17 protein-coding genes are annotated in these 18968 nt (G+C 51.1%); 11 read left to right on the top strand and 6 right to left on the bottom strand.

Going from position 1 to position 18968, the window contains the following annotated elements:
• Window positions 1-87: 87 nt before the first annotated feature.
• Window positions 88-702: an alpha-ketoglutarate-dependent dioxygenase AlkB family protein gene (locus K7H08_RS16970; RefSeq protein WP_038482790.1), complete on the bottom strand. Its 615-nt coding sequence runs from the start codon at window positions 700-702 to the stop codon at window positions 88-90.
• 24 nt (window positions 703-726) lie between these two features.
• On the opposite strand from K7H08_RS16970, the gene K7H08_RS18440 reads away from it, so the two are divergent.
• Both K7H08_RS18440 and K7H08_RS16965 read left to right on the top strand, forming a co-directional pair.
• Window positions 727-861 carry a hypothetical protein gene (locus K7H08_RS18440; RefSeq protein WP_267900573.1) on the top strand — a complete coding sequence of 45 codons (135 nt, stop codon included), beginning with the start codon at window positions 727-729 and terminating at the stop codon, window positions 859-861.
• Window positions 862-887: 26 nt separating this feature from the next.
• Window positions 888-1481, top strand: coding sequence for a YajG family lipoprotein (locus K7H08_RS16965; RefSeq protein ID WP_231658585.1), 594 nt, complete (start codon window positions 888-890; stop codon window positions 1479-1481).
• A 55-nt stretch (window positions 1482-1536) separates the two neighbouring features.
• Here K7H08_RS16965 and K7H08_RS16960 read toward each other — a convergent pair whose 3' ends face one another.
• The 3 genes from K7H08_RS16960 to K7H08_RS16950 all read right to left on the bottom strand — a co-directional run bounded on the left by K7H08_RS16960 (window position 1537) and on the right by K7H08_RS16950 (window position 3273).
• Window positions 1537-2169, bottom strand: coding sequence for a thiopurine S-methyltransferase (locus K7H08_RS16960; protein WP_231658584.1), 633 nt, complete (start codon window positions 2167-2169; stop codon window positions 1537-1539).
• Window positions 2170-2223: 54 nt separating this feature from the next.
• On the bottom strand, window positions 2224-2859 hold the full coding sequence (locus K7H08_RS16955) for a TIGR04211 family SH3 domain-containing protein (RefSeq protein ID WP_038482780.1): 636 nt from the start codon (window positions 2857-2859) through the stop codon (window positions 2224-2226).
• Between the two features lie 84 nt (window positions 2860-2943).
• Entirely contained in the window at window positions 2944-3273 is a 330-nt protein-coding gene (locus K7H08_RS16950) for a DUF1820 family protein (protein WP_162219392.1), read from the bottom strand.
• A 213-nt stretch (window positions 3274-3486) separates the two neighbouring features.
• Between K7H08_RS16950 and K7H08_RS16945 the strand changes: the two genes are divergently transcribed.
• The 3 genes from K7H08_RS16945 to K7H08_RS16935 are packed head-to-tail and all read left to right on the top strand — an operon-like array spanning window position 3487 to window position 7591.
• The gene (locus K7H08_RS16945; protein WP_038482777.1) at window positions 3487-4710 is read left to right on the top strand and encodes an ATP-grasp domain-containing protein; all 1224 of its coding nucleotides are present in this window, start codon (window positions 3487-3489) and stop codon (window positions 4708-4710) included.
• A 30-nt stretch (window positions 4711-4740) separates the two neighbouring features.
• On the top strand, window positions 4741-6771 hold the full coding sequence (locus K7H08_RS16940) for a hypothetical protein (protein WP_231658583.1): 2031 nt from the start codon (window positions 4741-4743) through the stop codon (window positions 6769-6771).
• A 43-nt stretch (window positions 6772-6814) separates the two neighbouring features.
• On the top strand, window positions 6815-7591 hold the full coding sequence (locus K7H08_RS16935; protein ID WP_231658582.1) for a TlyA family RNA methyltransferase: 777 nt from the start codon (window positions 6815-6817) through the stop codon (window positions 7589-7591).
• A 36-nt stretch (window positions 7592-7627) separates the two neighbouring features.
• Here the strand turns inward: K7H08_RS16935 and mscK are convergent, their stop codons facing one another.
• Window positions 7628-10969: a mechanosensitive channel MscK gene (mscK, locus tag K7H08_RS16930; protein WP_120385453.1), complete on the bottom strand. Its 3342-nt coding sequence runs from the start codon at window positions 10967-10969 to the stop codon at window positions 7628-7630.
• Between the two features lie 177 nt (window positions 10970-11146).
• On the opposite strand from mscK, the gene K7H08_RS16925 reads away from it, so the two are divergent.
• From K7H08_RS16925 to K7H08_RS16910, 4 genes are all read left to right on the top strand, one after another.
• Window positions 11147-12166 (top strand): phospholipase A, encoded by a 1020-nt coding sequence (locus K7H08_RS16925; protein ID WP_038482765.1) that lies wholly within the window; start codon window positions 11147-11149, stop codon window positions 12164-12166.
• 80 nt (window positions 12167-12246) lie between these two features.
• Window positions 12247-12579, top strand: a complete 333-nt coding sequence (locus tag K7H08_RS16920; RefSeq protein WP_030070257.1) for a DUF883 family protein — start codon at window positions 12247-12249, stop codon at window positions 12577-12579.
• On the top strand, window positions 12579-12983 hold the full coding sequence (locus tag K7H08_RS16915; RefSeq protein WP_095602296.1) for a phage holin family protein: 405 nt from the start codon (window positions 12579-12581) through the stop codon (window positions 12981-12983). Before K7H08_RS16920 ends, K7H08_RS16915 begins: the two co-directional genes overlap by 1 nt.
• A complete protein-coding gene (locus K7H08_RS16910; RefSeq protein WP_038482757.1) occupies window positions 12958-13257 on the top strand; it encodes a YqjK family protein in 300 nt (99 codons plus the stop codon). Before K7H08_RS16915 ends, K7H08_RS16910 begins: the two co-directional genes overlap by 26 nt.
• Window positions 13258-13357: 100 nt before the next feature.
• Here the strand turns inward: K7H08_RS16910 and K7H08_RS16905 are convergent, their stop codons facing one another.
• Window positions 13358-14542, bottom strand: a complete 1185-nt coding sequence (locus K7H08_RS16905) for an NAD(P)/FAD-dependent oxidoreductase (protein ID WP_231658581.1) — start codon at window positions 14540-14542, stop codon at window positions 13358-13360.
• Between the two features lie 193 nt (window positions 14543-14735).
• Between K7H08_RS16905 and K7H08_RS16900 the strand changes: the two genes are divergently transcribed.
• Together K7H08_RS16900 and K7H08_RS16895 are read left to right on the top strand one after the other, a co-directional pair.
• The gene (locus K7H08_RS16900) at window positions 14736-15803 is read left to right on the top strand and encodes an efflux RND transporter periplasmic adaptor subunit (protein WP_038482751.1); all 1068 of its coding nucleotides are present in this window, start codon (window positions 14736-14738) and stop codon (window positions 15801-15803) included.
• The gene (locus tag K7H08_RS16895; protein WP_231658580.1) at window positions 15803-18943 is read left to right on the top strand and encodes an efflux RND transporter permease subunit; all 3141 of its coding nucleotides are present in this window, start codon (window positions 15803-15805) and stop codon (window positions 18941-18943) included. Before K7H08_RS16900 ends, K7H08_RS16895 begins: the two co-directional genes overlap by 1 nt.
• Window positions 18944-18968: the final 25 nt, after the last annotated feature.

Here is an 18968-nt window from a genome sequence, read left to right as displayed (position 1 = left end):
CTTTAGTTCGCGACCGATTTAGAGCTGCCACCTCCTACCTTTCTTTAACTCGCGACAGATAAGTTATCAGCCTGTATCAACAGCTGGTTAGCGCATTTGCCTAAACGTTAGGCTCACCCGCGGCCCACAATCTTTCTTGGTTTTAGGCAGGCTATGTAGCCAGTTTTGCTGCGTGGCACCTTTCATCACCAACAGACTACCGTGCTCTAGATTAAGCGATAGACTCTCTCCTGTTTTTTTATGTTTAAACGAAAATCTCCTTTCGCCACCTAGGCTCAACGCTCCAATCACACCATTCTCAACCAGGTCTTTTTCAGCATCACTGTGCCAACTCATACCTTCCGCGCCTGAACTATAGAAGTTACACAAGCACGAATTAAATACTTCACCGCAGCTACTCTCCACTACCTGCTTAATCTCTTGTAAAAAACCAGGCCACACTGACGCCATCTTCGTATATCCAGAGTAGGTATAAGAGATAGGCTCATCCGCATACCAGGCTATTTTCCTCTTAGTAATGATCTCTTTTCCGTAAATAAACGCTCGATCATGCTCCCAGCTTAGTTCGCCCCGACATTTAGCTAGATATATATCGGCAGTGGCCGTCTCTAGAATTTTACCGTGATAATAGACCGCCCCATCTTGTGGAAGCAGGTTAATCAACTTCATGTCGTCGTTTTCAAACAGATCTGTGAACGTCATCGCTATGCCTATTTTGTACTCACTATGAAGACAGCAAAAAACAGCCTAACGCATTTGTTCGATATCGCTGACGGCGCTTCTCCCGACATGGCGTTGAAAGCGATGGCACAACCCACGCCACCAGGACATACCGCCAGCACACTACCCGCGTTATACTGACGTTTTAGCCATAGCGGAGGAAGACCATGCGTCGGCGCCATTTTTTACACCTCTCTGGTGCGCTGCTTACCAGCGTTTTGCTAGCAGCCTGCGCTAGCCCTCAGTACCTACAGCTAAGCCCAGAGCGCAGCGCCAGCGTGCCGCAGACAGGCTCCGGCCAGCAAGTCACCGTGATAGCTGCTGATGCCAGGGAAAGTGAAGTGATTGGAACACGCTCAGGTGGCAGTATGTCTACCGCGCAGATTACCGTGAGCAGTCATGAGCTCATTCCGCAGTTGCAAGCCGAAGCAGAACGCGCTGTACGCGATATGGGGTTCACTCCTACTCGCGATGCTGCCCAAGGCCGCCCGAGCATTACTCTTGAACTTGCAAGCCTTAACTATGCCAGAGGTAACAGCGGACAGCCGCTAGTCGGCGAAGCGCGTATTGAAGGAGTTTTTCGGGCAATCGCCCAGAATAAAGGCACGACGTATACCGGCACTTACACCTCGCGACGCACCCAAGGCTATGCCATCAAGCCCGGCGAAGATGCCAATACACGCATGCTAAACGATTTGTTAAGTGATGGTTTAAATCGTGTGTTTAGTGACCCAGAGCTGGGCCGCTTACTCGCTCGCTAAACAGTTTTATCCTGATAGCTTATTCTGAGAACATCTGCCCGCTTTACGGGCAGATTTATAGGTGCGGGCCACGACGCTCCAGGATCCAAACGCTTTCGCTGCGTCCCCGCTCATCAGCCTCTCTATTCTCAACCAGTTCAACACGGAAGTTGGGCATAAACAAATGCTCAATTTCACTGTTGGGCACACTGTAAGGCGGGCCTGCATTGTCTTCATCGTGAGTTAACCCCACTAATAACCCTTTAGCACCAGGCGGCACTAATTGGGCAAGGTGGAAGGCATAGCGCTCTCGAGTAGCCGGAGGCAGTGCAATTAATGAAGCTCGGTCATAAAATGCGCCCACTTCTGCTGCCTGCTTGATATGCAAGTGAAAAAAATCACCGCACCACAATTCAACGCTACCCTGGCGTGAGACATTAAAACCTGCCTGGGTATAGCGCGATACACTCGCATTGCGCTGGGCCAGAAACTGCTCTATTGCTTCAGGAGCCAACTCTATCCCCAACACGGGGTGCCCTTCATCTGCTAGCCAACGCATATCCAGGCTTTTTCCGCATAACGGCACAAGTACTTTGGCCCCAGGCGTCACATTAAGCGTAGGCCAGTACTGGACAAGCGCCGAGTGTGTATCGGACAAATGAAAGCCAATACGTCCCTCTTGCCAACGTTGGCGCCAGGGGTTTTCCATTGCGGCCACCTCGTACTCGAAATTTATACGTAACGCTTGTTTTTTAACGTCGCTTTAAAACCAGCGGTCTCTCTTTTTACGACGACGCGGCAAATGGGGAACAATCAGACCCACTAATAACCCAGCACCCGCAACCCCACCACCGTACATGAAATAGCGCATAAGCAGATCTTCTTCCTGCGTGTCTAGTCGCGCCTGTAAGGCACGCACCTGCTGGCGAGACTGCTCAGCTTCACTATCAAGCTCGTGGTTACGCGCTTCTAACTCGACGATCCGCTTTTCACGAATATCAAGTGTTTCCGCCATAGAAGAAACGCGCTGATCCCAAGTATCGTTAATACCATCTAGTTCTTGGGTAAGCTCATCGACTTGGGCTTGTAGTACGGGTAACTGTTCACGGGCGCTCGGGTCTTGCTGTAGCTCACTACTTAGCACCCACACCGTATCGCCGCTATTGCTACGTACGCGGGTATAATCGCCGCTTGTTTCAAGCACTTCGACCTGCTCACCTGCATTTAACGTTCCCACAATGCGATAACCATCGGTTGGGCCACTACGCACATACGTGCTTAACTCATCGCTTACCCAAGCTTGGTTATCAGACTGGGCAAATGCGGGGGTTCCTCCGATACTCAACAACACGCCAACGGCAGTGGCGTAACAACTACTACGAAGTTTATTTACTTGCATAACGTCATGTCCTGATTGTAAAAACGCGCGAGGCAGACGAAGCCGTCGCGCGTATCGCTCAAAGCGGTGCGCTTGTCTAGGCGCTTACCCTTCTCCACGAGGCGGCAATGGAAAGGGACGAGGAAACTCTGCGACGCGAGCATCGCTTTTAACTGCTTTCAAAGGGCCTTCACGTTCTACTTCATCAATACGCACAATGGTGTTAAGCGGCAGATAGCTGCGCTTAACACCTTCAAAGGTACGCTGTAGCTTTTCCGCCCCTGGATCAACAACAACCCGCGACGCATCGTCAAAGACAAACTCCTCGACTTCAATAAAGCCCCAGAGTTCGCTTTGAAAGATTTCTCTGACGTATAAATCCCATATTTCACCCTGCTGGTGAACCACCACACGGTAGATCGGCTTGGCCGCCATCTTGGCCTATTCCTCTTGCCACTTGAACATAATGTTAAGGAGCCTAGCCTAACATACTCAGGGGTTTGCTCTTTAATATGCCACCCTCAAAAGCGCTTATTTTTGGCTACTTTCACCTTCAGAGGCTGCTAATTAGCCGACGGAAGGCCCTATCGTGTATGGTGAAGTAAGTGGTATGGCAACTTTATTCACTCACCCACAGGAGTCACCGTCATGCAAAAGGATCCCAATAAGGGCTATATCGCCCTACTAGGTTGGAGCCTCAATGCGATCGAAGCGGCTGAGAATTTTGACCGCCGCTACATCGTGGTTGCACCCGATTGGGCCGAGGAGTACTGCCAGAAACATGACATCCCCTACGTTCCCTGGAATTTTGAGCGTCTCAATGATCGCTCCATCGAAATTGCTGAAACGCTGAAAGAAAAAGGCGTCGACGTCGCTATCCCGCTCTATGAGGAAACCGTTGAGTGGGCAGGCGCTATTAATTCAGTGCTACTCGACAATCCACGTATTTACGGGCAATCGCTGTTGCTTCGCGACAAAGCATTGATGAAGCGCCGCGCCCAGCTTGGTGGCATTCGCGTGGGTATTTTCGAAGAAGCCCACGATAAAGATGACGTAGTGCGCTTTCTTAAACGCGTTAATCAGACGCTACTCAAGTTGGATGGCGACCCCAACGACCCTATCCACCTGAAGGCGTTCGATAAGGCTGGCTGTCTTGGCCACCGCGTTATTCGCACACCGGATGAAGTCGATACTATTCCGGACGAAGAATTCCCTGTGCTGATGGAGTCTCACTTAGACGGCTGGGAATTCGCCGTAGAAGCGTGGATTCACGATGGCAAAATAGCTTTCCTGAATATTTCAGAGTACGTCACACTTGGCTACTCAGTATTTGTGCCCGCATCTCCAGAGCTTGAAAAATACCGCGAACAGATTACGGCACAAATCGAAAAGCTGATCAAAGCGTTTGATATTGAATTCGGTCTCATTCATCCCGAGTACTTTGTCACCAGCGACGGTGAAATGTACTTTGGCGAAGTCGCTTACCGCCCACCCGGCTTTAAAGTCTTCGAACTTCTCGAGCGGGTTTACGGATTTAACGCCTATCAGGCGTCTATGCTGGTATTCGATCCTAAAAGCACAAAAGAAGAAGTCGCTGCTTTCTTTCCCAAAGAAGTGGTGGATGCAGATGGGTTTGCGGGCTGCTTTGGCGTTTATCCCCGCCGCCGGGTTGTTAGCCGCCTGGAGATTCCTGAAGAAACAGAGGATCACCCCTATTTTGAATCCCACGAGCTGACATCACCGGTTGAAGAAACCGTCACTAAACGTACGGCGTTTGGTACCCACTGGGGCTTGGTCTACTTTAAAGGCGAAGACGCACACACACTGCGTGATCTGCTTAAACGCCAAGAAGACCTCGACTTCTATGTATAATCCTTGCCTCGGCTGGGATAAGGAGTCAATGTGACGATCAATCAAGAGGCATCTTCAACTGAAGATGGCAAGCTCAATGGATTGCTGAGCAAATTTGATGATGCGGTGCGCCTGCTTTCGCAGGCGCCTGCTTTTTCTAAACCGGCGAAACTGCCCCGCGTAATGGATACTGCGCGCCGAATCTTGATGCAGGAGGGTGGCTGCGCTGCCCTCGAAGCACGCGCGGCGGATTTTGAATCCGCCGGTGTGTTTGCAGGCTCAGACTGGGAAACCCCACAGTTCCTAGTACCTACTCTCACTACGTTCTCTCTGAAAAGCCCTGACGCCAATGTGGTCGTTATTGAGGCGCTGAGTGAGCTGCGACTTTTAGCAGTCGCCAAAGGTGATTACTTACATGCTCTGGTATCCCAAGAGCATGCACACCACTATTTAACCCAAGTAATGGCCATCAATCTGTGGCTGTTATTTAACGCACCTAGCGAAGCCGAACGGGAAACCCAGGGTCGATTAGCGACTATTCCCAGGCAACTGTTTCAACACCTAGCCGACCGAATTGGCTACGAACACGTTATTGATCAACTGATTGATGAAATATGGCGCATTTTAAAACAGCGCCCTATTCAGGTTGACGCCATAAAACAGATGATCACCCAAATTGCGCTGTGCCAAGTTAATCCAGCAATTGATTTGGGGGCAAGTGGTCAAGGGGCTGACAGGCTGGTTAGCTCGCTTTTCGGACCAACCCAAGCTTGTCGTGAAGACCCCGGCGTTGAGCTGTACCGTGAACGACTGGAACGTATGGATAACGCGGCTTTGCAAGCGGAATCCACTGGCTTCGCTCGTGCGATGCATGACACAGGGCTGGTATCGCCCTATCACACGATACTGATGCGCTATCTACTCGAAGAGGGCGACCACCTTCTATCAGAGGCATTAGGTCTCTCTTCGACGGGGCGCGACTGTCTACTCTGCTATCGCGAGCTGGTGCATGCACTGATTCGCGGGGGTGTTTATCCCGCCACCGCCCAAGCAGTGTATGGCTTGGCACTGCTACTTGAACGGGGCATTCTCTATCAGCCCCCGGTTGCTCCAGCGATGTGGCGGCAGCTAAATCTAAAGCTTTCAGAGTGGTCAGAAGCACGCTTGAATCTTGCCTATGGTGAAGATGCATCACCCCGCGCACGTTTAATTGAAGGTGTGCTTTGCATGTTAGGACTGCCGCTGGGTGTAGGACAGGGCAACAACCCTACCTGCCAGTCAGCGAGAGCGCTTTCTATGTGGGCTTATAACGACCCTGACTATCTACTGCAAATGGTGGCTTGGGCTGCGCGTGATGATGAAATCATTATGCATTTCGAGGGTCAGCCAATCTCTTCAATGGAGAGCGCCTCAGGCGTTGCCTCCGAGCTTCCGATGGACCTTGACCCAGCCTCGTTGATCGTTGTCCCCCATCTTGACCGTATTTACGCGGAGATGGGCAGGCGCTGCATTGGCCGCGAAGGCGATCCTCATCGCTGGGTTAACCCAGAATTTCACGGGTGGTGGTCAGGTCGGGGCTTTAGCATCAACGTTGATGTCGCCACCGGCCAACTTAGCGGTGTGGATAGCTTTATTCGTCACTTCTACGCCAGCTATCATCCTTACTACAATGGCAACCAACCGCTAATTCATCCTCAGCCTGCTGGCATTGCCGTCACTGACAGTGCTGCCCGGTTTATTGGTTGGCATGCAATTACCATTTTGCGCGCCTCGTTAGATCCCAACGATGTGATGAGGATCTATTTTTACAACCCCAATAACGACAGCGGCCAAGATTGGGGAGACGGCGTTAAAGTTAGCACCTCAGGTAACGGAGAACGCTTTGGCGAAGCCTCGCTCCCCTTCGCACAGTTCACGTCTCGATTATATATTTACCACTTTGATCCGTTGGAGCGTGGCGAGCTGGCCACAGTAACGGAAGAAGAACTTGAATCTGTAAAAGGCTATCTGCATCGCAGCTGGGGAGCTAGCCGCTTACCCCCTACCGAACTGCAGGCAGACAAAGGGCCACATACTCCGTAGCGAGACTCGCTAGCAGCGTTTAATAACCGCCATATTGACGACAATGACTCAACTAACACGATTAGACCAATTATTGGTCAGCCAAGGGCTGGCCAGTTCACGTACACGCGCGCAGCGATTAATTCGCAACGGTCGCGTGTTTCTTCAAGATGGCACGCCACTCGTAAAACCATCTGAAAAATGGCCGCTAGATACTCCGCTTCATATTGATGAAGACCCGGAGGAGCGTTACGTTTCCCGGGCAGGATTAAAATTAGAGGGCGTTCTTAACGCTCTAAACATGCGCCTGGAAGGGTGCAACGTGTTAGACGTTGGCCAATCAACGGGAGGCTTTACCGATTGCTCACTTCAATTTGGCGCCCGACATGTTATCGGTGTTGAAGTCGGGCATACCCAGCTAGCCGAGTGCTTACGTGATGACCCGAGAGTCACGTGTCTTGAAGGCTTAAATGCTCGTCACATGGCATCATCGACAGTCCTTCAACACGCCGTGGCTAAACACCCTATCGATATAGCCGTGATGGACGTTTCGTTCATCTCGCAAACCCTGATTTTGCCTGAGATCGCCTCCCTTCTCTCCTCTGGAGGGCAACTACTCTCATTGGTAAAGCCACAGTTTGAGTTAGCACCAGGCGCACTGGATAAGCGTGGCATCGTGCGTAACGCTAGCCGCTATGCAGACGTAGAACAAAAGATACGTGATGCTTGTACAGAGTGCGGTTTAGTCATTAGTCACTGGCAGGAAAGCCCGATTACCGGTGGTGACGGTAATCGGGAGTTTTTACTGTTCGCCACCAAACATGAAGAACCAAGCGTTTAAAAACCAGTACTTACCCCCCCGATGCTAACCTAGTTATTAGCTTAGGTTAGCAGGAGGCAGTCGGTTAGCTGACTGCACTTTAACTGACTCGCCTCGGTCGCGGTGCAGCCACACGTCCATCTGCTCGAAGGCCACCTTAACGCCCGCTTCACGGAACAGCTCGTCGACCCGGCAGTTAACTTCGTCAGCCGCAAACAGGCGGTCAAGCAAATCGTTAACGAAAATGCGCAGCTCAAAATTCAGGCTGTGCGGCCCGTAGTTAAGGCAGAAAACCTGAGGTTCTGGGTCTTCTAACACTCGTTCATTTTCGTCGGCAGCCTGGCGCAGCAATTTATGCACTAAAGGCAGATCAGACCCATGAGCAACACCGTAGGTCAGCACCACGCGGGTCACGTTATCCGACAACGACCAGTTAATGAGCTGGTCCGTCACAAACGTTTTATTCGGTATGATAATTTCTTTTCGGTCAAAGTCGGTCACGGTAGTCGCTCGGATGCGAATCCTGCTTACCGTGCCATGAAGATTACCCAGCGTGATAGTGTCACCAATCCGAATTGGTCGCTCAAACAGAATGATCAAGCCAGAAATAAAGTTGGCGAATATTTCCTGAAGACCAAAACCTAACCCCACACTCAGCGCCGCCACCAACCACTGCAGTTTATTCCAGGAAACACCCAGAGTGGCCAACGCCATCACTACGCCAGTACCAACAATGGTATAAGAAAGCAGAGAACTAATGGCATAAGCACTACCCTGCTTTAATGACAAGCGTGAAAGCACCATTACTTCCAACAAGCCAGGCAAGTTACGCGCCATAATAAACGTGATGGCAATCACAAGGAGCGAGGTAAACACATCGGAAATCGATAGTGCGTCTCCAACCAAGTTACCCTCTTGTGCATCCCATATTGAAACTTGGTCTAAATAACTCAGTACCGCCAGCAGGTCTGCCCACACCAGATACAGCAGGGCGCTGAAGCCAATCAACAAAATCAACTTTGATAAGCGTAGCGACTGAGAGTTAATTTTCTCCATATCCAAAGGTGGCTCTTCAACGACCTCCGCCCCACCTTCTGCGCCCTCTTGTACTTGAGCACGACGTCTAGCGAGCGCTCGTCGGTAAGCTAGCCGCCGTGCTGCAACGGCTAAACTACGCACGACAGTGGCCTCAACGACGACCCACAAGCCCAACAGGTAAAGGGTGATTGCAAAGCGAGCAACCAGCCGCAACGCCGTATACTCATATCCCCACACCACAAGCCCAAGGAGTACTAGCGGCACTGAAGCCATCGCTAGACCTAACACCAACCGAAAGAGTCGTACACCGAAAAATGGCACATGGGCCAGGATTAATAGTGCCAACCACCAGCTCATTGCCACCAAGCCCGCGGCAAAAAGCCCTATCGCTACTGGGCGCAACGCCAGCGGTGTTTCCATTTGCCCAGAGAGCGCGGCAATAACGACCACTGGTGCTAACGCTAGTCCGAAACCACCCAGCAGCTTACGCAACCGCGCTGTATAAGCAGGAGCCCAGGTGAAATGGCGCTCAGCAACCCCATCATGAACGAGGAGCCGACGGCCCCAGGCCACGACAACCCAACTAAGCGCCAGTTGCAGAAGCGCTGGCGAAACACTGCTTGCCAGTGCACCTTCAGCCTCACTTAGGCCTATGCCAATACCTGCCAATCCCAACGGCCCAGGCAACGCAAGAAGAGCATTTAGCAGCACCGCCTTGGTGGTATGCAACTGAGTATCACTTTTCAGTCGACCAATTTGTGAGTGAATGAGCGCAAGCTGTGCTTTAATTCGCCGGCGCAGCCCAACCAGAACCACGCCAAGCAAAATAAGCGGCGTGCCAATCAGCATTCTCCAAGAAAAACCTTTCCACTGAGAGGGCAAAACCGCCCGCCACTCGCCTTCTCGCCACTCCAGTTGAAGGCTGTGGGGAATTTGTCGTAACCAATTGAAATCTAGAGGACGACTATTAGCTACCCAGAATAGCTGTTCATCAATGGTCGCCCGTAAATCTCGCGTCGTCTCTAATAGCTGTTGTTGATTAAGTTTAAGCTCAATAGCGGCACTCAGCAGACTGCTGTAAGACTGTTCAAGCTGCTCTACCAATTCACGGCGTGACTGGTAAAGTCGCGTCAGTGAGTCCACCAATCCAGGCGTGACATCAACCCCAGCTTCCTGCAAACGCTGGGCTGCCAAGCGATCACTTTGACGCAATTGATCACGCTGCCGAATCAAATCAAACTGCTTGAGACGCAAATCGGCAATTTCATCTTGCAAATCACGCCTTGGAGCGACTAAAGGTAACGACTGGCGCTGTTCTCTAAGAATACGCGACAACAATTGGCTACCACGAATAGCATCAATTTGTTCGTTCAGGCTTCGCTGAAGTTGCCGCACATGATCCAACTGGCGCTGGGCCTCAATATTTTCACGTATAATGCCATTCGCTCTATCCGTCGTTCGCAACAGTTCAAGGCTCAGCGCTTGGTTCGTTTGCTGAGCATTGAGCACCACAGGGTGTCCTTCAGCGATCAGTGGATCATTCTTTGCTGCGTCGGCAATAGCCTGTTCGGATTGAAGCCGCCGCTGGCGATCAATGACGCCTTGCAATAAATTAAGCTGCTGCTCCTGCTGGTCTATTTGAAGCTCAATGAGTTCCCGGCGCTCCTGAGCCAACTCTCGCAGCCGACTGTTGGCGCTTAGTTCACGCTGATTCAGGTTTACTTCCTGTTCTGCAAGGGCTCGCTCAATGCGCCACTGAATTAATTGCGCATCGTGGCGTGCCGATAGCTGACGATCACCCAGCAAGGCTTCTCGCTCATCAGACTGGCGTCGTAAATTTTCAGCTCGCTGCAAAGCATCTGAAATTGCTTGCTGAGCACGCTCAGGCAGTGTTTGCGCGGCCAATAGCTGAGAGTTAGCTTCGGCTAATTGGCTTTGAAGCTGCTGGAGCTCTACCACCGCTTCTGCCTGCTGCATTTCCAGCTCATTCAGCGGCATATCACTAAGATTATCCACTGATAACTGTCGGCTTTGTTCTTCCGCCTCGTTTAGCTCACGCTCTAGGCGAAGCAATATGTCGGGCGCTTGGACAACCCGTTGCTCTAACGCCTCAATGCGCTCTTCAACCGCGCGAAGGCGTTCATAGCTTTGCAACGCAGCCGATAAAGCTTCCTTCACCTGACTTTGCTCGGTGGTTAGCTCGCCTTCCTGAGACTCAAGTTCCGCTAATCGCTCAGATAGCTGCTCCTCAGAAGGGACTTGATCAAGCAACGCAGCCTGAGCGTATACGGCACCAGGAATGGTTAACAATAGATAAATAAGGAAGAGCCATGGAAGTGCTTTCAGTGCATTTTTGACCACGTTAGATATGCCTCATCGACATGTATACTACTCCAATCAGGAAGATTGCCATTGTCAGGCGTTCTGGCTTCTTACGCAATCTAACGCGTTTGACGCACAGGGGGAGTTGACTTACGCGAGTGGCGTGTATAGAAGAGACTCTGATAACTGCCTTTTATTTATTTGCGAGCCATTTTGATGGTCATTCGAAAACTGCTGTTAACAAGTTTAATTGTTTTGCTAGGCACTGAAAGCGCCGTTGCAGAGACACGCGAGGAAATTGAAGCTCGTATCCGCGCGCTCAACACCGAACTTTATCAGTTGCGCCAACAGCTGCAACATGTTGAAGATCCGGCAGGAAACGAGCCCACAGTCCGTTCGCAGCTGCTTCCAGAAGAAATGGCGCTTGAGGATCTCAGTGAGCGACGCCAATTTGAGCATGAGTCAACTCGTAATCCGTTCGCCATTACGACTCACCGAACTAATTATCTTTTCCCGATTAGTTATAGCACCAACCAGAACGCTGAAAACTTTAGTAGCATTTCTGAAGACTCTTCACCTAACGACGTCGAAGTGAAATTTCAGTTTAGCGCCAAATTCAACCTTGCAGAGGATGTGTTTGGCGACATTGGCGATGTCTATTTCGCCTACACACAGCGAAGCTGGTGGCAAGCCTATAATACCGATGCTTCTTCCCCCTTCCGGGAAACTAACTACGAGCCTGAAATTTTTATTGATTTTGATAACGCCTGGAGCGCATTAGGCTGGGTAAATACGCGCAATCGTCTCTCCTTCATTCATCAGTCTAACGGCCGCTCGGATCCACTCTCACGCAGTTGGAACAGAGTTTATTTAGAAAGCACGTTCCAACGCGGTGACTGGGCACTTTCACTCGCTCCTCACTGGCGCGTACCTGAGTCCAAAGGCGACGATGACAACCCAGACATTGAACGCTTTGTCGGGTATGGCGATATCCGCCTGGCAAAACGACTCAATGGTAACCACGAGGTCGCGGGGCAACTGCGCGGCAACCCAAGTGCGGGTAACTATGGCACTCAAATAGACTACAGCTGGCCTGCTTTTAACAATGTGCGTGCCCATCTACAGTACTACTACGGCTACGGAGAGAGCATGATTGACTACAATAATCGTGTGCATCGTCTCAGCATAGGCTTTAGCTTAAATCCCCTGTTCAGTGCTACTGGGCTGAACCGTTAGCGCTCGAGGTTGTCTTATAGTTGACGGCTGCTATGCTGGAGTTGTCACTTATTCATATTCACTCGTCAAAGGATGACATCATGGCTAAACGTAATACTGATACCTCTGCTCGTGCTGACCAGTTGAAGGAAGATCTCCGCCACCTGAGTGAAACCGTAGAAGAGTTAATGAATGCCACGTCAAAAGATGCAAGTGGCGAGATGCGTGACCTTCGTGAGCGCGCAGAAAAACGACTGAAAGACACCCGAGCGCGCTTAGAAGCTCGCGGCGAGCGACTTTACGAAGACACTCGTGAAACGCTGTCTCAGCAAGTTGATTGCTGTGATCGTTACGTGCACGAAAACCCCTGGGCTAGTATTGGTATTGGTGCCGCAGCTGGCCTAGTGGTGGGTATGCTTCTCGGTCGTCGCTAATGGCTTTAGGGCCAACACAACGCGTCTTCTCTGCCGCCAAACGTCTGCTGAAATCATTAATTGCTAATGGTGAAACTCGGCTTCGTTTGGCGGTTTTAGAACTAGAAGAGGAGCGCGCTCGTTTATTGACCCTGCTTTTGTTAGCAGGGGCTAGCCTTTTGTTGCTGTTGTTAGGCGTCGCGACACTTACCGCGCTGGTAGTCGTACTGTTTTGGGACACTTATCGGCTTACTGCGATTGGCGTGAGTGCAGGCGTTCTTATTGCCTTAAGTTTTTTACTAGCGGTTATTGCTATTCGTCAAGCCAAGCAACATACGCTGTTAAAAGAAACACTTAAGCAACTCTCCGCTGACCGAGCCTTGTTGGAGGTAAATGAGGATGACTCAACCCAACACCGTCAATAAGCCTCCCAGCCGAGCAGAACGCAAAGCCGCCTTGTTAGCGGAGCTAGAGCAACAGCGTATCGATATATTGATTGATAGCGATACACTGACAAAGGCAGCCTCACCGCTAGACAAGAACTGGCGCAGCCTTAAAATACCTTTGTATGTGATTGGTGGCGTCGCTGCTTTGCGTATTTTACGCCATCCAGGTGGCGCAATGGCGGTTGGCAGAAAAGCATTGGCTAGCTACATGTTGATACGAAAACTGAAGTTGCTAGCGAAAGTGGCTAGTTAACAAGCTACAAATGATATTTTTTTGAGAACGTCGCTGGGCCGTTTTTATAAACGCTAATCTTGAATGCTCTACGTGTTTACGGCCCAGCTCTTTACACTCATCAGCACGCCTGCCCGCAAGCGACACCACTTGCCCAAGCCCACTGAAAGTTGTACCCCCCCAATTCCCCCGTCACATCTAGCACTTCACCGATAAGCCTAAGCTGCGGTAGGTCTTTCACTGCAAATGTTTTTGATGAAATCGCTTCCGTACTTACCCCGCCCATTGTTACCTCCGCTGTTCGCCACCCTTCTGTACCTGACGGTTTTAACTGCCACTGGTTTAGCCGCTGAGCCCAATGATCAAGCGCATCATTACTGTACTCTGCCAGAGGGCTGGTAAGATTGGCGTCTGGGTACCACTCTAGCAACGCTTGGGCAAAGCGCTTTGGAAAACGCTCTCCCAGCCAAGTGGACAGCTGACGCTTAGGGGTCGCATGACGTGCATGACGTAAAGCGTCAGCAGCATGTTCACTGGGTAGTAAATTAATAGTGATAGTGTCACCAGGTTGCCAAACGCTGGAAATTTGCAGCATCGATGGGCCTGACAGGCCACGATGAGTAAATAGCATTGGCTCTTTAAAGCGCCTCCCATTGCAGCTAACCTCGCATGGCACACTGACCCCAGAAAGTGCTGCTGCGCGCTCTTTCCAACTATCGCTCAAGGTAAACGGCACCAAACCTGGACGGGTAGGCAGAACATCTAAGCCAAACTGACGGGCAATATCATAACCAAATCCTGTCGCCCCCATCGTGGGTATCGAAAGCCCCCCCGTAGCAATCACTACCGTACCCGCGTCGATGCTTCCCAACGACGTGGCTAAGCGCATGCTATCCCCCATTCGCTCCAGCCTAGAAATTGACGTGCTGAGCGACACCTCGACGCCGGCCCATTCACACTCGGTGAGTAAGACGCTAACAATGTCTTTAGCGGAGCTCGCACAAAAGAGCTGGCCTGGGGCTTTCTCCACATACTCAACGCCATGCCGCTCTATCAACGACACAAAATGCTCAGGACGGTAACGCTTTAGCGCAGAAATGCAAAAATACGGATTTTCCGAGTAAAAATTCTGAGGCGTAGTCGCAAGATTGGTAAAATTGCAGCGCCCTCCTCCAGACATCAATATTTTCTTGCCCGCTTTGTTGGCATGGTCCACCAACAGTACACGACGCCCCGCGTAACCCGCTTGAGCCGCACACATTAAACCAGCGGCTCCTGCACCAATGACGACGACGTCGTAGACCATAAAATTAGGCTCCCAGGATGAAAAAATGAGAGGCATTTTAACAGGTAAATAGCTCAAAATTACTGTACATTAAAAATATACCGTACAAATAACGTATATCTTTTTAACAGAATATCACTGTATACACTTCGCCCTCTAACACGGTGATCCCCTAAGTGGTATTACTAAGCATTTTGATAACACTGAGACGCTCATGCTTGTTTGTAAACGTATTTTGCTCTTCTGGTTGTTTACCCTGATATGGGCTAGTCCGTCGTTGGCACAGTCTCCCCCTCCGGTTATTGGGCACTACGCCGCTATAACAACTTGGTCTGATCCGCTTGAAGCGCTAGGGACACTGAGTGCAGATGAAAGCGTGACACTTTCCGCCACGGTGACCGATACGATTGCCGAGATTAACTTTGAAGATGGCGAACAGGTAGAGCGCGGAAGGCTATTAATTCGTTTAGAAGATGCTGAAGAACAGGCTCAGCTAAGGGCTGCGCAAGCCCTCAATGATGAACGTCGCAATGCGCTAGGTCGAGCCACCCAGTTGCAACAACGCAACCTCGCTCCGCGGGCTGATGTAGAAGATACCCAGGCGCGCTTACGCCAATCACAAGCTGACGCACAAGCGTTAGAGGCCAGGCTGTCAAATTATCGCTTACATGCCCCTTTTAGCGGGCGAGTTGGCTTTCGTAACGTCAGTATCGGTGCATTAGTAACGCCCGGCATGGAGCTTGTCACACTTGATAAGCTAGATGTCATGAAGCTCGACTTTACCGTACCTGAAGTATTTTTAGGGCGTTTGTCCAACGGTCTAAAGCTGAGTGCTACTACAGCGGCATTCCCAGACGAGCTCTTCAGCGGTGAGATCTCTAGCATTGGCACCCGCATAGACCCTATCACCCGCAGTGTTAACGTTCGCGCTGCCATGGTAAACCCTGGGCTGCGTCTGCGGCCTGGGATGTTAATGGAGGTCGTAGTTCAGCAACGAGTCCGCGATACGCTTGTGCTTCCTGAAGCAGCGATCGAACCCAGTGGCAACCGCCACTTTGTGATGCTGATCAACCAGCAGGACGACACCTCTCGATTAGAACGGCGAGAAGTCATTATTGGCGAACGACGAAGCGGTGAAGTAGAGGTGCTGGAGGGTATCAGTGCAGGTGACCTAATCGTGATTCACGGATTACAGCTCGCTCGAGATGGCCAGCAAGTCAGGTTGCTAGGTATCGCTGATGAAGAGACGGATATTCGCACACTACTGGAGGCTGATCGCTAATGCGCTTATCCGACATTTCAGTTCAGCGGCCAGTGCTGGCGATGGTGATTGCCACACTGATTATCGCGTTTGGTTTACTGGCACTCAACCGGCTGCCCCTGCAAGAATACCCAACGGTTGATCCACCTATCGTTAGTATTGATACCCGCTACCCTGGCGCATCTGCAAGCGTTGTAGAGACACGCATTACCCAAGTGCTCGAAGACCGTATCGCCGGCGTGGAAGGCATTGAGTTAATTACCTCGCAAAGCGAGGATGGTCGTTCACGAATTGAAATCGAGTTCGCCATCAGCATGGATATCAATGCTGCCGCCAACGATATCCGCGATCGTATTTCAGGAGCACTGCGCAACCTTCCAGATGATGCAGATAATCCTGAGGTCACTAAAGCCGACAGTAGTGAGACTATTGTCGTGTGGCTCAGTCTCTCTGGTGCGGATTACTCCATTACCGAACTGACCGATTATGCCAATCGCTTTCTGGTGGACAGCCTTTCGGTACAACCCGGCGTGGCAAGGGTGCGCGTGGGTGGTGGACGTGATTACGCGATGCGAGTTTGGCTGGACCGCAATGCACTCGCAGCACGGGGGCTCACTGTCGGCGATGTTGAGGATGCTTTGCGTGCTGAAAATGTTGAGTTGCCAGCGGGCTCAATTGAATCCGAAGATCGCCAATTTATTGTTCGTTTGCCGCGCAGTTTCGCGACCGCTGATGATTTTAAACAGATTGCTTTAATCGAAGGCAGTAACGGTTATCTAGTACGCCTGGCCGATGTAGCGCGTGTCGAGATAGGCTCGGTAGAGGACCGATCTGTGTTTCGTGCCAATGGCGTCCCGATGGTGGGACTAGGCATGATCATGCAATCAACGGCCAACGTAGTGGAGCTATCGGAAGCCGTTCGACAAGAACTTGACCGGCTTCAAGGCACCTTGCCGGAGGGGATGTCACTCAGCCTTAACTATGATGCATCAGTATTTGTTTCAGGCGCTATCGAACAAGTAGTGATGACGCTGTTTATCGCCATGGGGCTAGTCGTCGTGGTGATGTTTATGTTCTTAGGTAATCTGCGCACTACACTAGTGCCTGCAGTGACGGTGCCGATTGCTGTCATTGGGGCATTTACCGCCCTAGCCGCCATGAACTTTTCGATTAATCTACTCACGCTATTGGCGCTGGTGCTGGCGATTGGGCTGATTGTTGATGACGCGATTGTAGTGCTTGAAAATATCAATCGACGTATGCACGACTACGGAGAAACACCACTGGTCGCAGCATTTCGAGGCACACGGCAAATCGCTTTTGCGGTGATTGCTACCACGCTGGTGCTAGTGGCAGTCTTCGTTCCCCTCAGCATGCTGCAGGGGGATATTGGTCGGCTATTTTCAGAGTTCGCACTTACCATGGCGGCGGCGGTTGTTGTCTCAACTCTACTAGCCCTTACCCTCACCCCGATGATGGCTTCTAAGATCCTCAAGCCAGGTATGCATGATAGCCGACTTAGCCAAGCCGTTCAGTGGCTGCTAACGGGCACCCAACGTCGTTACCAGCGTGCATTAGAAACCGTACTCACATTAAAGTGGCTGGTCGTTGCCCTGTTTTTCTTGTTGATAGCCGCTACCGCTTGGCTGGCAACCGAGCTGCCCAATGAATACACTCCGCAAGAAGATCGTGGCAATTTCATTATCCTTGTCAACGGCCCTGAAGGCGCAACGTTTGACTATATGATGGACTATATGGATGAGATAGAGGCCAGATTAACGCCTTTTGTAGAAAATGGTGAGCTTGAACGAATTGTGGTTCGCGCACCACGCGGCTTTGGTAATATCGAAAATTTCAACAGCGGTTTTATTATCGTCAACATGGCTGACTGGGGAAGCCGTCGTAGCGCTTGGGAAATCATGGCCGAGATTCGTCAGCAGCTACGAACACTTCCAGGTGTTCAGGCCTTTCCAGTGATGAGACAAGGTTTTGGACAGCGCACTCAAAAGCCTGTGCAGTTCGTACTTGGGGGCGGCACTTACGAGGATTTAGCGCGTTGGCGGGATAGGTTGATTACTCATGTTCGTGAAAATAATCCACGTATTACCGCTATTGAAAGTAATTATGATGAGACACAGCCCCAGTTACGCGTGGATATCAATTATGAACGCGCTGCAGCGTTGGGCGTCACGGTTTCAGAGATAGGCCGGACGCTGGAAGTGCTACTCGGTGGGCGCAACGTCACTCGTTATGTGGATGACGGGGAAGAGTACGATGTCATCCTTGAAGGTGACCGCAGCGGTCAAAACAGCCCTGCTGCGCTAAACAATATTCAAGTGCGCTCAGTACGCTCAGGAGAGCTGATTCCTCTAGCCAGCCTAGTAACGCTCTCTGACTTCGCGGGTGCTAGCACGCTGAACCGCTTTGATCGCGTTCGCGCCATTACGATTGAAGCCAACCTAGCCGATGGTTATCCCCTCGGCGAAGCATTGGAATATTTGCAACAAGCCTCCGACAATGTATTGCCGGAAGAGGTACAAACGAACCTTGCCGGGCCTTCTCGCGATTTTCAACAGGCCAGTGGCGCTACTATGTTCTTATTAGTGCTCGGTGCCGTGGTGGTTTACTTAGTACTTGCGGCCCAGTTTGAAAGCTTAATTCACCCGTTTGTTATCATGCTGACCGTCCCGCTAGCCATGAGCGGCGCCCTACTTGCCCTGCTGCTTAGCGGACAGTCACTCAATATCTATAGTCAAGTAGGCTTAGTACTACTTATTGGCCTTGCCGCTAAAAATGGCATTCTGATTGTTGAGTTTGCCAACCAGCTACGCGATGAGGGCCAGGCGTTTCGCTCTGCCTTAATTGAAGCATCGGTAACACGCTTGCGGCCAATTCTAATGACAGCAGTCACTACGATGGCAGGTGCGATACCGCTGATACTATCAAGCGGCCCGGGTGCGGAATCACGGCTGGTTATTGGCACTGTCATTATGGCGGGTGTTGGCTCTGCGACCGTATTTACGCTGTTTGTCGTCCCGGTAGCCTACGACCTGCTTGCGCGTTACTCAGGCTCGCCTGGGGCAGTTAAACGCCAATTAGAAGAAGAGATAGCCAGTGCTCCTATCGCTCATCATACGCCGCTTAATACCCCCGAGCGCTAACATAAGCCATTGCGAAAGGTCATGA

The organism is Halomonas sp. IOP_6 (assembly GCF_021151565.1).
Lineage (GTDB): Bacteria > Pseudomonadota > Gammaproteobacteria > Pseudomonadales > Halomonadaceae > Vreelandella > Vreelandella alkaliphila.
This window is presented reverse-complemented; position numbering and strand designations above follow the sequence as displayed.

What these genes read in the sequence shown, in the direction of transcription:
- K7H08_RS16950 (WP_162219392.1), bottom strand. Translation starts at nt 3,273, where the DNA reads ATGGCGGCCAAGCCGATCTACCGTGTGGTGGTTCACCAGCAGGGTGAA.
- K7H08_RS16965 (WP_231658585.1), top strand. Translation starts at nt 888, where the DNA reads ATGCGTCGGCGCCATTTTTTACACCTCTCTGGTGCGCTGCTTACCAGC.
- K7H08_RS16900 (WP_038482751.1), top strand. Translation starts at nt 14,736, where the DNA reads ATGCTTGTTTGTAAACGTATTTTGCTCTTCTGGTTGTTTACCCTGATA.
- K7H08_RS16970 (WP_038482790.1), bottom strand. Translation starts at nt 702, where the DNA reads ATGACGTTCACAGATCTGTTTGAAAACGACGACATGAAGTTGATTAAC.
- K7H08_RS16920 (WP_030070257.1), top strand. Translation starts at nt 12,247, where the DNA reads ATGGCTAAACGTAATACTGATACCTCTGCTCGTGCTGACCAGTTGAAG.
- K7H08_RS16955 (WP_038482780.1), bottom strand. Translation starts at nt 2,859, where the DNA reads ATGCAAGTAAATAAACTTCGTAGTAGTTGTTACGCCACTGCCGTTGGC.
- K7H08_RS16960 (WP_231658584.1), bottom strand. Translation starts at nt 2,169, where the DNA reads ATGGAAAACCCCTGGCGCCAACGTTGGCAAGAGGGACGTATTGGCTTT.
- K7H08_RS18440 (WP_267900573.1), top strand. Translation starts at nt 727, where the DNA reads ATGAAGACAGCAAAAAACAGCCTAACGCATTTGTTCGATATCGCTGAC.
- K7H08_RS16945 (WP_038482777.1), top strand. Translation starts at nt 3,487, where the DNA reads ATGCAAAAGGATCCCAATAAGGGCTATATCGCCCTACTAGGTTGGAGC.
- K7H08_RS16910 (WP_038482757.1), top strand. Translation starts at nt 12,958, where the DNA reads ATGACTCAACCCAACACCGTCAATAAGCCTCCCAGCCGAGCAGAACGC.
- K7H08_RS16925 (WP_038482765.1), top strand. Translation starts at nt 11,147, where the DNA reads ATGGTCATTCGAAAACTGCTGTTAACAAGTTTAATTGTTTTGCTAGGC.
- K7H08_RS16935 (WP_231658582.1), top strand. Translation starts at nt 6,815, where the DNA reads ATGACTCAACTAACACGATTAGACCAATTATTGGTCAGCCAAGGGCTG.
- K7H08_RS16915 (WP_095602296.1), top strand. Translation starts at nt 12,579, where the DNA reads ATGGCTTTAGGGCCAACACAACGCGTCTTCTCTGCCGCCAAACGTCTG.
- K7H08_RS16905 (WP_231658581.1), bottom strand. Translation starts at nt 14,542, where the DNA reads ATGGTCTACGACGTCGTCGTCATTGGTGCAGGAGCCGCTGGTTTAATG.
- K7H08_RS16895 (WP_231658580.1), top strand. Translation starts at nt 15,803, where the DNA reads ATGCGCTTATCCGACATTTCAGTTCAGCGGCCAGTGCTGGCGATGGTG.